Annotated in this window: 15 protein-coding genes; 8 read left to right on the forward strand and 7 right to left on the reverse strand. The window is 75.8% G+C overall.

Annotated features, from left to right (window positions below; translation table 11 throughout):
- Positions 1-86: 86 nt before the first annotated feature.
- Positions 87-1,370, forward strand: a complete 1,284-nt coding sequence (locus ACFU9E_RS11035; RefSeq protein WP_380689488.1) for a DUF5685 family protein — start codon at positions 87-89, stop codon at positions 1,368-1,370.
- A 145-nt stretch (positions 1,371-1,515) separates the two neighbouring features.
- The gene (locus tag ACFU9E_RS11040) at positions 1,516-2,715 is read left to right on the forward strand and encodes an alpha/beta hydrolase family protein (protein ID WP_380690350.1); all 1,200 of its coding nucleotides are present in this window, start codon (positions 1,516-1,518) and stop codon (positions 2,713-2,715) included.
- Between the two features lie 73 nt (positions 2,716-2,788).
- Here ACFU9E_RS11040 and ACFU9E_RS11045 read toward each other — a convergent pair whose 3' ends face one another.
- The 4 genes from ACFU9E_RS11045 to ACFU9E_RS11060 all read right to left on the reverse strand — a co-directional run bounded on the left by ACFU9E_RS11045 (position 2,789) and on the right by ACFU9E_RS11060 (position 5,215).
- On the reverse strand, positions 2,789-2,968 hold the full coding sequence (locus ACFU9E_RS11045; RefSeq protein ID WP_355376106.1) for a hypothetical protein: 180 nt from the start codon (positions 2,966-2,968) through the stop codon (positions 2,789-2,791).
- 55 nt (positions 2,969-3,023) lie between these two features.
- A complete protein-coding gene (locus ACFU9E_RS11050) occupies positions 3,024-3,425 on the reverse strand; it encodes a TIGR03618 family F420-dependent PPOX class oxidoreductase (RefSeq protein WP_355376109.1) in 402 nt (133 codons plus the stop codon).
- Positions 3,426-3,494: 69 nt separating this feature from the next.
- Complete coding sequence (locus ACFU9E_RS11055) at positions 3,495-4,133, reverse strand: MBL fold metallo-hydrolase (protein WP_380689399.1); 639 nt, start codon at positions 4,131-4,133, stop codon at positions 3,495-3,497.
- On the reverse strand, positions 4,130-5,215 hold the full coding sequence (locus tag ACFU9E_RS11060; protein ID WP_380689396.1) for an S-(hydroxymethyl)mycothiol dehydrogenase: 1,086 nt from the start codon (positions 5,213-5,215) through the stop codon (positions 4,130-4,132). Before ACFU9E_RS11060 ends, ACFU9E_RS11055 begins: the two co-directional genes overlap by 4 nt.
- Positions 5,216-5,631: 416 nt before the next feature.
- Here ACFU9E_RS11060 and ACFU9E_RS11065 point away from each other — a divergent pair, with 416 nt between their 5' ends.
- Together ACFU9E_RS11065 and ACFU9E_RS11070 are read left to right on the forward strand one after the other, a co-directional pair.
- Complete coding sequence (locus tag ACFU9E_RS11065; RefSeq protein ID WP_380689394.1) at positions 5,632-6,873, forward strand: cytochrome P450; 1,242 nt, start codon at positions 5,632-5,634, stop codon at positions 6,871-6,873.
- Entirely contained in the window at positions 6,870-7,142 is a 273-nt protein-coding gene (locus ACFU9E_RS11070) for a ferredoxin (protein WP_380689392.1), read from the forward strand. The genes ACFU9E_RS11065 and ACFU9E_RS11070 overlap by 4 nt, the downstream gene beginning before the upstream one ends.
- An 88-nt stretch (positions 7,143-7,230) precedes the next feature.
- Here ACFU9E_RS11070 and ACFU9E_RS11075 read toward each other — a convergent pair whose 3' ends face one another.
- The 3 genes from ACFU9E_RS11075 to ACFU9E_RS11085 all read right to left on the reverse strand — a co-directional run bounded on the left by ACFU9E_RS11075 (position 7,231) and on the right by ACFU9E_RS11085 (position 10,557).
- On the reverse strand, positions 7,231-8,397 hold the full coding sequence (locus tag ACFU9E_RS11075) for an aminoglycoside phosphotransferase family protein (RefSeq protein WP_380686950.1): 1,167 nt from the start codon (positions 8,395-8,397) through the stop codon (positions 7,231-7,233).
- Between the two features lie 154 nt (positions 8,398-8,551).
- Positions 8,552-9,418 carry a PhzF family phenazine biosynthesis protein gene (locus ACFU9E_RS11080; RefSeq protein WP_380686948.1) on the reverse strand — a complete coding sequence of 289 codons (867 nt, stop codon included), beginning with the start codon at positions 9,416-9,418 and terminating at the stop codon, positions 8,552-8,554.
- Between the two features lie 38 nt (positions 9,419-9,456).
- Entirely contained in the window at positions 9,457-10,557 is a 1,101-nt protein-coding gene (locus ACFU9E_RS11085; RefSeq protein WP_380686946.1) for a DUF5937 family protein, read from the reverse strand.
- A gap of 101 nt (positions 10,558-10,658) precedes the next feature.
- Between ACFU9E_RS11085 and ACFU9E_RS11090 the strand changes: the two genes are divergently transcribed.
- From ACFU9E_RS11090 to ACFU9E_RS11105, 4 genes are all read left to right on the forward strand, one after another.
- Positions 10,659-11,978 (forward strand): MFS transporter, encoded by a 1,320-nt coding sequence (locus ACFU9E_RS11090; RefSeq protein WP_380686944.1) that lies wholly within the window; start codon positions 10,659-10,661, stop codon positions 11,976-11,978.
- Between the two features lie 132 nt (positions 11,979-12,110).
- Positions 12,111-12,914 carry an MBL fold metallo-hydrolase gene (locus ACFU9E_RS11095; protein WP_380686942.1) on the forward strand — a complete coding sequence of 268 codons (804 nt, stop codon included), beginning with the start codon at positions 12,111-12,113 and terminating at the stop codon, positions 12,912-12,914.
- A gap of 5 nt (positions 12,915-12,919) precedes the next feature.
- Complete coding sequence (locus tag ACFU9E_RS11100; RefSeq protein WP_380686940.1) at positions 12,920-13,351, forward strand: nuclear transport factor 2 family protein; 432 nt, start codon at positions 12,920-12,922, stop codon at positions 13,349-13,351.
- A 138-nt stretch (positions 13,352-13,489) separates the two neighbouring features.
- The gene (locus ACFU9E_RS11105) at positions 13,490-14,746 is read left to right on the forward strand and encodes an NAD(P)/FAD-dependent oxidoreductase (RefSeq protein WP_380686938.1); all 1,257 of its coding nucleotides are present in this window, start codon (positions 13,490-13,492) and stop codon (positions 14,744-14,746) included.
- The last annotated feature ends 9 nt before the right edge of the window (positions 14,747-14,755 follow it).

Consider the following 14,755-nt stretch of genomic DNA (forward strand, 5'->3'; position numbering starts at 1 on the left):
GTCGAGGGTTCCGGGGCATCGAGCGGGCGATCATATGATGTGCGCGATCACGGGCCGACGGCCCACGCGAAACACGGGGGAACCACATGTTCGGCATCATCAGACCCTGCCGTCACCGCCTGTCCGAGCGGCTGCAGGCCGGCTGGATGGCCCACCTCTGCGGGCTCTGCCTGGCCCTGCGGGACGACCACGGGCAGTTGGCGCGGACCGCCACCAACTACGACGGGCTGATCATCTCGGTGTTGGTCGAGGCGCAGGCCGCCGCCGGGGACGGAGCCGGGCGGCGCACCGCCGGGCCGTGTCCGCTGCGCGGCATGCGCACCGCCTCCGTCGCGCAGGGCGAGGGCGCCCGGCTGGCCGCCGCCGTCTCGCTGGCGCTCGCCTCGGTGAAGATCCGCGACCACGTGGAGGACCGGGACGGCGTCTTCGCCCGGCGGTCCGTGGCGGCGGGCGCCCGGGCGGTCACCCGGCGCTGGGACCGCAAGAGCGCGGGCAGCGCCTCGGTGGTCGGCTTCGACACCGCCGTCCTGCTCGACGCGGCCGCCCGGCAGGGCGAGTTGGAGCGCGCGCTGCCGGTCGGCGGCTCGGTGCTGCTGGTCACCGAGCCCACCGAGACCGCCACCGCCGCCGCCTTCGCGCACACCGCCGCGCTGGCCGGCCGGCCCGGGAACGCGGCGCCGCTGGCCGAGGCGGGCCGGCTGTTCGGCCGGCTCGCGCACCTGCTGGACGCCGCCGAGGACCAGCACGCCGACGCCACGAGCGGCGCCTGGAACCCGCTGAGCGCCACCGGCACCGACCGCGCCGAGGCCGAGCGGCTCTGCCGGGACGCCGTGCACGGCATCCGGCTCGCCCTGCGGGACGTCGAACTGGCCGACCGCACCCTGGTGCACGTGTTGCTCGCGCACGAGACCGAGCGCGCCGTCGAGCGGGTCTTCGGCCGGGCCGGTCACACCGCCTGCCGGGCCGGGGCGAAGGACGGCGGCGGTACCCCGCTCGCCGCCAACCCGTACCAGGCGCCGCCGCAGCAGGACCCGGACCAGGCTCCGCCGCAGGAGCCCGGAGCACCGGTCCCGCCGTGGGTTCCGCAGGGCCCCGGCTTCACCCCGCCCGGCGCGCCGCCGCCGAACGGCCGCAACCTGCTGGCCGGTTGCGCCGCGTGGGCGCTGATGGCCTGCACCTGCCAGCTGCTCTGCTGCAACCACAACGACCCGTTCTCCGGCGAACCCCGCGAGGGCTTCTGCGCCCGGCACGACTGCTGCGACATCGGCGAGTGCTGCTGCGACGGGTGCCAGTGCTGCGGGGAGAACGCGAGCTGCTGCGGCGGGTGTTGCGACGGCTGTGACGGCTGCGACTGCGGCTGCGACTGCTGAGCACCACCGCCGGGGCACGCCCCCAGGGGGAGCCGGACCGCGCCGGACGGCGTGCCCGGGACCGGTCCGGCTCCCCCTCGCGGCGTACCGGCGCTCCACCGGCGGAGCGACGTGCCGATGGCCCGGGCGAATCTAACGTGGCGTCATGTCGAAGAACCGACGGTGGCGTTCCGCCGCCCTGACGATCATGTCCACCACCCTGGTCCTCGCGCTGGCCGGCCCGGCCACCGCGCTGGCCGGCGCGGCCCCGGCCGCACCCCTGAACGTGGCCGCCGCCGCAGCCGGCGGCACCGCCCACTCCGCGAGGCCGCTGGTGCCCGCCCCGACCGCGCACCGGCCGGTCGGGACGTCGTCCGTCCGCCTGGTCGACGCGAGCCGCCCCGACCCGTGGCGCGCCGACGCGCCGACGCGCGAGCTGATGGCCACCTTCTGGTACCCGGCGGACTCGCCCCGCGGCGCCCACGCGCCCTACATATCACCGAAGTTGTCCCGCGCCCTGTACGACCTGGACGAGCCCGCCACGATCCGGACCAACGCCGTGGCCGACGCCCGGCCGGCCGCCGGACGGCACCCGCTGATCCTGCTCTCCCCCGGCTTCGGGATGAGCCGCAGCACGCTCACCGCCCTCGGCGAGGAGTTCGCCGCCCGGGGTTACGCGGTGGCCGCCGTCGACTCCACCTACGAGACCTCGGTGGAGTTCCCCGACGGCCGGATCGAGTCCTGCCTGGCCTGCGGACTGGAGGGGAAGGACCCGGAGTTCGGCGCGAAGTCCTCCCGCGCCCGGGCTGCCGACCTGCGCTTCGTGCTCGACAGGCTGACCGCGCCGGGGCACGGCGGCCCGGTCCGCGGCCTGAGCATCGACGCCTCGCGGGTCGGCGCCGCCGGGCACTCCCTCGGCGGGGCGGCCGCCCTGGAGGCGATGCGCGAGGACCCGCGGATCAAGGCCGCCGCCAACCTGGACGGCAGCATCTGGATCCCGGCAGGGGACGACACCGGGCGCCCGGCCCTGCTGTTCAGCGCCGGGGTCGGCGCTTCACCGGAGGCCACCCAGAACTGGGAGGACAACTGGAAGCGGTTCACCGGCCCCCGCTACTGGGTGGAGATGCCCACCGCCGGGCACCTGTCGTTCTCCGACGAGCACTGGCTGGTCGACAACCTCGGCCTGCGTGACCAACTGCCGCCGGACACCTACCGGGAGAGCTTCGGCACCATCAACGGGAACCGCGCGCTCGCCGCCACCCGCGCCTACCTGGGCGCGTTCTTCGACCGGCACCTGCTCGGCCGGCCGGCCCCGCTGCTCGACCGGCCCTCGCGCGCCTTCCCCGAGGTGCGCTTCACCAAGTAGCCCGCGGTCGCCGCCCGTCCGCGCGCCGCGCTGCCACAGCGGCAGCACCGCGACGCGCGCGGCCGGGTGGCGCTCATCCATCGCGGCCCGGCGCCGTTCTCGCCGCCGGAACCACCCCGGTGCGGCGGTCCGCCGCCAGCGAGTCCTCCAGCCGGGCCAGCAGCACCCGGAAGCGGTCCGCGTCCTCGGCCGTCATCCGGCCGCCCTCGGCCGGGGCCCGCACGCCCCGGTCCACCGTCGTTCCCTCGTTCATGCCCCGACGGTAGGGCCTGACGATCAACGTCGGATAAACGGAGCGGCAGTTGTCGCTACGCGCGCCCGAGCACCCGGTCCACGGTGATCTCGATGACCACCCGGTCCGGGTTCACCCGCGGCTCGCGGTAGCGCTCGGCGTACCGGCGCTCCGCCTCGGCCACCTCCTGCGGCGCGTCACGCACCACGGCGACGCCCTCCAGCGTCGACCAGCGCGCCCGGTCCACCTGGCAGACCGCCACCCGCTGCCCGGCCTCCCCGGCCGCCAGCACGTTGCGCACCTTGCGGCTGGTGCGGCTGCTGATCACCCGCGCGACGCCGGTCCCGGGATCGAACGTCACGCCCACCGGCACCACGTGCGGAGACCCGTCCGGGCGGTGGGTGGTCAGGGTGGAGATGTGCCGCTCCCGCCAGAAGGCGAGGAAGGCGTCGTCGAGCGCACGCGGGTCATGGGCCATGGCCGCGATCGTACGTGCCCGGGCCCGGCGGAGGACCGCCGGGCCCGGGCCTCGGGCACCCCCGCGCGCTCAGTGGCCGCGGGTGATCCAGTCCTGGAGGGACGGGGCCTCGGCGCCGATGGTGGTCGGGTCGCCGTGGCCGGTGCGGACCACCGTGTCCGCGGGCAGCGTGAGCAGCCGCTCGCGGATGGAGTCGATGATCGTCGGGAAGTGCGAGAACGAGCGGCCGGTGGCGCCCGGGCCGCCGTGGAAGAGGGTGTCGCCGGTGAACACCGTGCCGAGGTCCGGCGCGTACAGGCAGACCGCGCCGGGAGCATGGCCGGGGGTGTGCAGCACGGTCAGCCCGGTGCCGGCGACCTCGATCCGCTGTCCGTCGGCGAGTTCGCCGTCGGGGAGGCGTTCCGGGTGGGTGAGCTTCCACAGCGGCAGGTCGTCCGGGTGGAGCAGGATCGGCGCGCCGGTGCGCGCCGCGAGCTCCGGGGCGGCGTCGATGTGGTCGTTGTGCGCGTGGGTGGAGACGATGGCGAGCAGCCGGCGCCCGGCCAGCGCCCGCTCGATCGCGGCGGCGTCGTGGGCCGCGTCGATCACCACGGCCTCGGTGTCGTCGCCGACGATCCAGACGTTGTTCTCCACCTCCCAGCTGCCGCCGTCGAGCTCGAAGGTGCCGGCGGTGACGAGCCGGTCGATGCGGGCGGTCGTGTCGCTCACAGGACCACCACCGAACGGAGCACGTCACCCTGGTGCATGCGCTCGAACGCCTGCTCCACCGCGTCGAGCCCGATGGTCTCGCTGACGAAGGCGCCGAGGTCCAGACGGCCCTGGAGGTAGAGGTCGATCAGCATCGGGAAGTCCCGGGAGGGCAGGCAGTCGCCGTACCAGGAGGACTTCAGCGCGCCGCCGCGCCCGAACACGTCGAGCAGCGGGAGCTCCAGCTTCATCTCCGGAGTCGGCACGCCGACCAGGACGACGGTGCCGGCCAGGTCGCGGGCGTAGAAGGCCTGCTGGTAGGTCTCCGGGCGGCCGACCGCCTCGACGACCACGTCCGCGCCGTGGCCGCCGGTCAGCTCGCGGATCGCCTCGACCGGGTCGGTGTTCTTCGAGTTGACGGTGTGGGTGGCTCCGAGCTTCTCGGCGGTGGCGAGCTTGCGGTCGTCGATGTCCACCGCGATGATCTTCGACGCGCCGGCCAGCCGCGAGCCCAGCACGGCAGCGCCGCCGACACCGCCACAGCCGATCACCGCGACCGTGTCGCCGCGGCCGACGTTGCCGGTGTTGATCGCGGCGCCGATGCCCGCCATCACGCCGCAGCCGAGCAGACCGGCGACCGCCGGGTCGGCGGCCGGGTCGACCTTGGTGCACTGGCCGGCGGCGACCAGGGTCTTCTCGGCGAACGCGCCGATGCCCAGCGCCGGGGACAGCTCGGTGCCGTCGAGCAGCGTCATCCGCTGCTTGGCGTTGTGGGTGTTGAAGCAGTACTGGGACCGGCCCCGCTTGCAGGCGCGGCACTGGCCGCAGACGGCGCGCCAGTTGAGGACGACGAAGTCGCCGGGCTCGACCTCGGTGACGCCCTCGCCGACCGTCTCCACGATGCCCGCGGCCTCGTGGCCGAGCAGGAACGGGAACTCGTCGTTGATCCCGCCCTCACGGTAGTGCAGATCGGTGTGGCACACGCCGCAGGCCTGGATCCGCACCACCGCCTCGCCCGGCCCGGGGTCGGGCACGACGATCGTCGTCACCTCCACGGGCGCACCCTTGGCGCGCGCGATGACTGCCTTGACCTGCTGGCCCATCCGGTTCCACCTCCGTCGGCCGGTGCCGCTCTGCACCGGCGTGACCTGCGTCGACACGGTCGGTCGACACGAGTCGGACGACTCGCCCACGAAGCGTAGCGCCCGGTCCGGCGGCGGGTCGGGGAGCGTCCCGGGTGATCCGGCTCACCGCGGCGGCCCACCCCGGGGCGCACCACGGGGCGCGCGATCACCACCGAGCGCCCCCTTGCCGTCGCCGCGTCCTCACCATGCCCACGGTTCCCGGGCGTTGGCCGGAAAGCTCGCTGACGACGGACCGTCGCCCACGTACGGTCGTAGCCAGTCCGGCACACCCGGCACACCCGTCGGCCGGCCCGCCCGTCCCCCGCGCACCGCCCGGATCCACCCCCCGCCGGCCGCCGTCCGCGGCGGCCACCGCCTTGGAGACTGGAGTACGGATGTCCGCCGACAACAGTGCCACCGGTGCCGGAACCGGTACCGCCACTCCCCCCGGCCCGGCCCCGGCCGTGCTGCCGCCGCTGCACTGCCTGCGCCTGACCGCGCCCGGACCGCCCCGACTGGCCGCCCTGCCCACCGGCACCCCGGTCTGGCTGGTCAGCCGGCACAGCGACGTCCGGCAGGTGCTCACCGACCCGCGCCTGGGCCGCGCCCCGCTCCACACGCCGGACGCCCCGCCGCTCACCCTCACCCCCAACCTGCTCGACGACCCGAACGGGCTGCTCAACATCGACGGCGTCGAGCACCAGCGGCTGCGCCGCACCGTGCAGCGGGCGTTCACCCCGCGCGCCATCGCCCGCTGGCGCCCCTGGGTGGCCTCGGTGGTCGAGGGCCTGATCGACGAGCTGATCGACGAAGGCTCGCCCGCCGACATCGTCGCCGGCTACACCCGTCCGCTGCCGGTGGCCGTGATCAGCCGGCTGATGGGCCTGGACCTCCTCGACAGCAAGCGCCTGGAGCACTGGAGCGACCACGCCCTGGCCACCACCGCGTTCACCGCGCAGGCCATCCGCACCGCCATGGACGAGTTCGCCGCGTTCGGCGCCGAGGTCGTCGCCGAGCGGCGCGCCGCGCCCGGCGACGACCTGGTCAGCAGCCTGCTGGCGGCAGCCGCCGACACCCCCGGGATCACCGAGGAGCAGATCGTCACGCTGGTCATCGGCCTGGTCGTGGCCGGGCACGAGACCACCATGACCTCGCTCGGCAACGCCCTCGTCTACCTCCTCGGCGAGGGCCGCGACGCCTGGGAGCAGCTCGCCTCCGACGAGCAGAGCGCGGCCGCCGCCACCGAACAGCTGCTGCGGGTCGTTCCGCTGGGCGACGCCGACGTGCTGCCCGGCCTGCTGCGGCGGGCGGCGGAGGACGTCGAGATCGGCGGGGTGCGGATCCCCGCCGGCAGCGTGGTCGCGGCCGACGTCAACGCCGCCAACACCGACCCCGGGGTGTTCACCGGGGACCTGCTGACCGAGCTGTTCTCCCCGCTCGCCGCGCCGATGTACACCTTCGGCGCCGGACCGCACCACTGCCTGGGCGCCTGGCTGGCCCGGATGGAGCTGGAACTCGCCCTGCACCGGCTGGCCCGGCGGCTGCCCGCGCTGCGGCTCACCGCGCCGCAGGAGGCCATCGACTGGCGTCGCGGCCTGCTGACCCGCAGCCCGCAGCGGCTGCAGGTCTCCTGGTGACCGGCCACGGCACCGCCGGGACCGGGCCGGAGGTGATCGTCCAGGTCGACCGCGACCGGTGCATCGGCTCGGGCATGTGCGCGTTGACCGCGCCCGGCTCGCTGGCGCTCGGCGCCGACGGCCTCGCGCGGCCGTTGCGCGAGCAGCCGACCGGCGCCGCCGGGGAACCGCTCACCCCGGAGCTGGCCGACGCCGTCGACTACTGCCCGGTCGAGGCGCTCATCCTGTACGGCGCCCGCGACGGACGCCGGATCAGCCCGGCCGGGTGACCGTCCGGCCGGGCTGACCGTCCGTCGGCGCCACGCCCCGACCGGCGCGGCGCCGACGGCACCGGGGGCAGCCGGGGGCGGCCGGGGGTCAGCGGGCCCGTTCCAGCGCGCGCCGCACCTCGGCCGCCGGGTCGCCCTCGTGGTACGGGCGCTCGCTGTCCTCGATGTGGTCCAGGAACTCCTGGTACCGCAGCGCGTACCCGAGGTGGAACAGCGGAGGGGCCAGCTCCAGCGCCCGCTCCGGCGCGCAGCCCGGCACCCGCTCGCGCCAGGCCCGCGCCCACTCCCCGGCCAGCTGGGCCCACCGCTCCCCGGACACGAACGCCCGGGGCCGCAGCGCGTCGGCCACCGGGTGGCCGAGGCAGGCGTCCGCGAAGTCGAGGACGACCGGTGCGCCGCCGTCGGAGCGCCAGTTGCCCGGGTGGAAGTCGCCGTGCAGCACGGTCTCCGGCAGCCCGCAGGCGGCCAGCTCCTCGACCAGCGCGGGCAGCCGCCCGGCCAGCACCCGGGCGTCGGCGAGCTCCCCGGCCGTCAGCTCCGACCCGGCGGCGAGCCGGTCGAGCAGCCCGGGGACGGCGGCGGCCAGCGCGCGCGGGGTACGGTCGGGCAGCCCCGCCGCGGCGGCCCGGCCGTCGGCCGCGAGCGTGGCCTGCGCGGCGACCAGGCGCGGTACGACGTCCGCCACCACGGCCTCCGACGGGCCCCAGCAGTCCTCCCCGGGCACCTCGTCCAGCAGCACCCGCCCCTCGGCCGGGTCGGCGGCGAGCACCACCGGCACCAGCGCCGGGTCGGCGGCGCCGAACAGCGCGATCGCCTCCGCCTCACGGGCGTTGAACGCCGGGTTGACCACCTTCAGCCAGACCGGGCCGGTGGCCGTCGGCAGCCGGAACAGGCCGGACAGGTTCCAGCTGCGGACCTGCCCGGCGCGCCCGGTGACCGGCCGTCCGGCCGCCGCGAGCGCCCGCTCCGCCCAGTCGAGCGCCGCCCGCAGCCCCTGCGGCGTCGCCCAGCCGGCCCGCCGCTCGGCCGGCCCCAGCAGCGCCGAGGTCCCGGCGTCCGCCGGCCGCGCGGCCCGTCCGGCCGGGTACTCCAGCGCCTCCACGTGGTACACCGGGTGCCCGCCGCGGCCACCCTCCCCGCCGGTCACCGCGACCAGCCGGACCACCACCACCGGCACCCCGACCTCGCCCGAGACCCGCTCCACCACCGACCCGACCGACGACCACCACGGCTCCCCCACCTCGAAGGGACCCACCGGCCCAAGGTAGTCGCCCCCGTGGGTGAGATGGACACCGACCGTCCGCACATCCGCTTGATTCACCGTGGCAGGTTCCCGCACCCGCCCCACCCACGCGACCGGTTTTCCGGCCGGGGGTCCGGTCGGGCGGCCCACCCGGCGGCCCCCTGCCCTACGGGATGGCCACCGCCGCGCCGGAGACGCGGACGCGTGGGGCCGCCGAGTGCAGGTCGACGTGCAGCACGCCGGGTCGGCCGAGGTCCTCGCCCTGGTGGAGGGTGACGGCGGGCGGGGCGCCGGCGGGGTCGAGGGCGCGCAGGTAGGCGCCGAAGGCGGCGGCCGCCGCGCCGGTGGCCGGGTCCTCGACGACGCCGCCGACCGGGAACGGGTTGCGGACGTGGAAGACGTCGGGGCCGGCGCGCCAGACCAGCTGGAGGGTGACCAGGTCACGGGCGGTCATGAAGGCGGCGAGGCCGTCGAAGTCGTACGCGAGCCGGGCCAGCCGCTCACGGGTGGCGGCGGCCAGCACCAGGTGCCGGGCGCCCGCGTAGGCGCAGCGGGGCGGCAGCGCGGGGTCGAGGTCCTCGGGTGCCCAGCCGAGCAGGGCGAGCGCCTCGGCGACGTCGGCCGCGTCCACCTCGGTGACCTGCGGCTCGACGCTGGTGAGGGTGGCGCGCAGGCCGCCGTCGGGGTCCTCGGCGACCTCGACCGGCACCTCGCCCGCCGCCGTGCGGTAGAGGTAGTGTCCCGGGCCGACCCGTTCGGCCAGTGCCACGGCGGAGGCGACGGTGGCGTGGCCGCAGAACGGCACCTCGGTGAGCGGGCTGAAGTAGCGCACCGCGTAGCCGCCCGCCGGGTCGGGGGTCAGGAAGGCGGTCTCCGAGTAGCCGACCTCGGCCGCGATCGCGAGCATCCGCTCGCCGGACAGGCCGGCCGCGTCGAGCACCACGCCCGCCGGGTTGCCGCCCGCCGGGTCGGCGGCGAAGGCGGCGTAGCGCAGGATCTCGGGTGCGCCGGAAGCGGCGTCGTCACTGGTCATGACCGCTCGAACGTGCCCCGTCGGCTCCGTGTTCCCCGTCACCGCAGCACCGCTTCCAGCAGGTCGGTGCCGAGCCGGGCGCTGCCGGCCAGGTCGAGCTGGTAGTGCATGTACCGCCCGCGCCGATGGGTGGTCAGCAGGCCGGCCTTGCGGAGCACCGAAAGGTGCCGGGACACCTCGGGCGCGCTGATCTGCCAGGCGGCGGCGAGCTCGCCGGTGGTGTGCGGGCCGCGGGCGATGGTGCGGGCGAGCCGGAGCCGGACGGGGTGGGCGAGCGCCTCCAGCCGCTGCTGGACCACCGCGAGCGAGACCGGTTCGGTCCCGCCGCCCTCCTCGGCGACGGGGTACTGCACCACCGGCCGCCAGCCGGGCGCCGAGACCACCAGCAGGTGCGGGCGGCCGAAGGCGGTCGGGACGAAGGTGACGCCGCCGCCGGCGGTCCCGCTGGTGGTGTTGTCCTGCAGCTTGTCGACGACGATCCGGCGCCGTCCCTCGCCGGTGTCCTCCAGCTGGACCGAGGAGGAGACGGCAGCCAGTGCCTCGGCCGCGCCGTGCCGTACCAGCAGGTCGGTCTTGCGGCGGGCGTCGGAGGCCAGTTCGGGCAGCACCCGGCGCCAGGCGTCGGCGAAGAAGGCGTCCGCGCAGTCCTCCAGCAGCCGCCGGACCAGCGCCCGGACGGCGGGCGGGTCGGTGAGCAGCCGGTCGGCGAACTCGGCCTGCCGGGGGCCGCGGGCCAGGGCCAGGTCGCGGGCCCGCTCCTGTGCGACCGGGTCGGTGAGCGGCGAGGCGAACCGGTGTGCCAGCCGGGAGGCGCCGCAGGTCATCACGAGGGCGGCGCGGACGTACTGCTCGTCGTCGATCCGGTCGACGGCGTCCAGTTCCGCGGCGAGGGTGGCGCCGGGCAGTCCGGGGACGAGGAAGTCGGCGCGCGAGGAGCGCCAGAGGAACTCCGCCTCGCCGAGCCGGTCGGCGAGCGCCGGCGGGACGGCGGCCGTGGTGCTCGCCGCCCATCCGTGCAGGGTGGGGTGGTGCGCCGGTTCGGCGAGCACGTGCAGCATGGCGCTGAGCTCGGCCAGCGGGGAGGGGGTGAACAGCAGGCGCTCGTCGGGCAGGCCGGTGATGTCGATGGTCAGGCTCACGACTCCGATCCTGTCACCTGCGACGACGGCACCCGGCACCGATTGGCGGGACTCGTCAATCGACGTGCCCGCCGGGTGGGCGGGGGCCGACGGTACCGGTCATGAACCCGACCCGAACCCCACCGCACCGTTCCCCCGCCCCGGCCCCCACCCCGTCCCCCGTCCCACCCTCCGTCCCACCGGAGCCCCGCAGCGGACCGGCCGCCCTGCTCGGCCTGCTCACCGCCGCGGGCGGCCCGCGCTACGCGGCCGCGCTGCTGGTGGACGCGCTCGGCACCGGCCTGCTGCGGCCGTTCCTGCTGCTCTACGGCATCGGCGTGCTCGCCCTGGACGCGGGGACGGCCGGCCTCGCGATGTCCGCCGGGATGGTCGCGGGCCTGCTCGTCCTCCCGCTCACCGGCCGGTGGATCGACCGGGGCGCCCGCAGCCTGCCGGCGGCGGCGACCCTCCTGGTGCGGGCGGCCGGAGCGGTGACGCTGCTGCTGTCCGACGGCACGCCGGGGTTCGTGGCGGCGGCCGTGCTGCTCGGGGTGGGCAGCCAGTCCTGGCCCGCCACCCACGCCGCCGTCGTCACGACGCTCACCGAGGGCCGCACCCGGGACGCCGCCTTGGCGGCCGGGCGGACGCTGCGCAACGCCGGGATGGGCGCGGGCGCGCTGCTGGCGACCCTCGCGGTGGCGGGCGGCCCGGCGACGCTGCGGATGCTCGCCGGAGTGACCGCCGTGGGGTGCCTGCTGTCGGCGGTGCTGGTGCACTCGCTGCGGGTGTCCGCGCCCCGGATGCCGTCGGCCCCTGTCGTGTCCGAGGGTCCTGCCGCGTCCGGGAGCCCTGCGGGAACCGAGCCCGCCGCGGCCCCGGCGCTGCGCCGGATCACCCTGCTCAGCGTGGCCAACCTGCCCTTCGCCTTCTCCTTCGACGTCCTGGAGGTGGCCCTGCCGGCGCTGCTGGTACTGCACCTGCACACCTCCGCGGCCTGGTCCTCGGGCATCTTCGTGGGCAACACCGTGCTGGTGATCACCCTCCAGCTGGCCGTGGTGCTCCGCCTCGCCCACCGCTCCCGGCACACCCTGCTGGCCGTCGGCGGCACCGCGCTCGCCCTCTCCTACCTGGGCTTCTGGGCGGCCGGCGGGATCGGCGGCACCGCCGGGGCGTCCGCCGTGGCGGTGGTGTCGGTGCTCTTCACCCTCGGCGAGATCCTCTACTCCGGTTCGGGCACCGCCCTGGTCGCCGCGAGCGCGCCGCCGCACCTGCTCGGCCGTGCCCTGGCCCGCTGGGAGCTGTCGATGGGTGTCGGCCGAGCGCTCGCCCCGGCCGTCCTCACCGCCCTGCTCGGCGTCGGACCCGGCGTCCTGTGGCCGTCCCTCGCCGCCGTCACCCTCCTCGCCGCGGCCGCCGTCGCCCGCCTCCGCCCGGCCGGCTGAGGACCGGCACGGCGGCCCGGCACGGCGGACCGGGTTGCGGCCCGGGGTGCGGGCGGGCCCCCGGTCGCCGATCCTGGGCGGCGAGGCACGCGCGCGCACGCGCCCGGCTCCGGTCGTGAGGAAGGACACCGCATGAGCGCCCTCGACTTCGAGGTCATCGACAGCCCGGACAGCTCGCTCGACAAGACCTCCGTGCTGGTCACCGGGCCGCAGGACGCGCTGCTGGTGGACGCCGGGTTCACCCGGTCCGACGGGCGGCGGCTGGCGGAGCGGGTGAAGGCGAGCGGGAAACGGCTGACCACGGTGTTCGTCAGCCACGGCGACCCGGACTTCTACTTCGGCGCCCAGGAGCTGCAGGACGTCTTCCCGCAGGCCCGGTTCCTGGCCACCGCGTCGACGGTCGAGCACATCCAGGAGACCTTCGACGCCAAGAAGCGGGCCTGGGCGCACCTGGGGCCGGAGCTGCCGACCCGGCTGGTGCGCCCGGAGGTGCTGCACGGCGACGAGCTGGTCTTCGAGGGGCACCGCTTCGAGCTGCGCGGCGCGGACTTCCACCTGCCGGACCGGCACTACCTGTGGCAGCACCACCACCGCACGGTGCTCGGCGGCGTGCTGCTGTTCCAGGGACTGCACGTGTGGACGGCGGACACGCCGACGCCGGAGCAGCGGGCCGCCTGGATCGACCTGCTGGACGGCATGGCCGCGCTGGAGCCGGCGTTCGTGGTGGCCGGGCACCGCACGGACGGCGCACCGACCGACACCTCGTCGATCGACCACACCCGCGACTACCTGCGGGCCTTCGAGACGGAGATCGGCCGGGCACCGGACGCGGCGGCGGCCAGGGCGGCGCTGGAGCGGCGCTTCCCGGAACTGGGCATGCCACTGGCGGTCGACCTCGGCACGAAGGTCGCCAAGGGCGAGCTGAGCTGGGGCTGAGCGCGATGATCGAGATCCCGAGGTCCGAGGCCGCCTTCGCGGAGTCCGACGCCCCGGCCGACGTGGTCCGCCGCCAGTACCTGGCCTCGGCGCGCGGCGATCTGGGGGCACTGCGGAGCACGCTCGCCGACGACGTGGAGTGGACCGAGATGGCCGGCTTCCCGCTGGGCGGCACCTACCGCACGCCGAAGGGCGTCACCGGCGGGGTGATGGAGCGGCTGGCCGCCGAGTGGGAGGACTGGACGGCGCACGACGACCGGTACGTGGTGGCCGGCGAGGAGGTGGTGGTGCTGGGCCGGTACACGGCGGTGCACAAGGCCACCCGCCGGCCGCTGGCGGTGCGGGTGGCGCACCACTTCACGGTGCGCGGCGGGCGGATCGTGCGGTTCGAGCAGTTCACCGACACCGCGCTGGTCCGGGACGCGATGACGGCCTGAAGCCCTGACGCCCTGAAGCCCTGACCAGCGCGTCACCCGTTCGGGGGAGCCCGCGCGGCGCGCCGCACGCGCTCTCGACAGCTCCCCCGGCCGGCGGCAGGCTGTCCGTGATTTCCGCCGGAGAACGAGGAGTTCACCATGAGCACGGACAGCAGCGGCACCGGAGGCGGCGGGCGGGAGCGCCCCTTCGTGATCGTCGGCGCCTCCCTCGGCGGCGCCAAGGCCGCGCAGGCGCTGCGCGAGGCCGGGTACACCGGTGGCATCGTGCTGATCGGCGACGAGCACGAGCGCCCGTACGAGCGCCCGCCGCTCTCCAAGGGCTATCTGCTCGGCAAGACCGACCGGGAGAAGATCTACGTCCATCCGCCGCAGTGGTACGCCGACCACGACGTGACGCTGCGGCTGGGCACGCCGGTGGTCGCGATCGACCCGGCGGGGCACACGGTGACGCTGGCCGACGACGGGCGGGTGGAGTACGCGAAGCTGCTGCTGACCACCGGCTCGGTACCGCGCCGGCTGCCGGTGCCCGGGGCGGAGCAGGAGGGCGTGCACTACCTGCGACGGGTGGAGGACAGCGAGCGGATCCGCGGGGTGTTCCGCGAGGGCGCCCGGGTGGTGGTGATCGGCGCGGGCTGGATCGGGCTGGAGACGGCGGCCGCGGCCCGGACGGCGGGCGCCGAGGTGACGGTGCTGGAGGCGGCCGAACTTCCGCTGCTGCGGGTGCTGGGCCACGAGGTGGCGCAGGTCTTCGCCGACCTGCACCGCGACCACGGCGTGGACCTGCGATTCGGCGTGCAGGTCACCGAACTGACCGGCGAGGGCGGCCGGGTGACCGGTGTCCGGCTGGCGGACGGAACGACGGTGGCGGCGGACGCGGTGGTGGTGGGCATCGGCATCGCCCCGACCACCACGCTCGCCGAGGCGGCCGGCCTGACGGTCGACAACGGCATCAAGACCGACGAGCACCTGCGCACCTCCGACCCCGACATCCACGCGGCCGGTGACGTCGCCAACGCCTACCACCCCCTCTTCGGCCGCCACCTGCGCGTCGAGCACTGGGCCAACGCCCTCAACCAGCCGCAGACCGCCGCCCGGGCGATGCTCGGCGAGGACGCGGTGTACGACCGTGTCCCCTACTTCTTCACGGACCAGTACGACCTCGGCATGGAGTACACCGGCTACGTCGAACCCGGCGGCTACGACCGCGTGGTGTTCCGCGGCGACCCGGCCACCCGCGAGTTCATCGCCTTCTGGCTCTCCGAGGGCCGGGTCCTGGCCGGCATGAACGTCAACGTCTGGGACGTCACCGACCCGATCCGCGAACTGGTCCGCTCCGGCCGCCCGGTGGACGTGAAGGCCCTCGCCGACCCGACCGTCCCCCTCACCGATCTCTGAGCGGCTCCG

The organism is Kitasatospora sp. NPDC057595 (assembly GCF_042800875.1).
Classification (GTDB): Bacteria; Actinomycetota; Actinomycetes; order Streptomycetales; family Streptomycetaceae; genus Kitasatospora.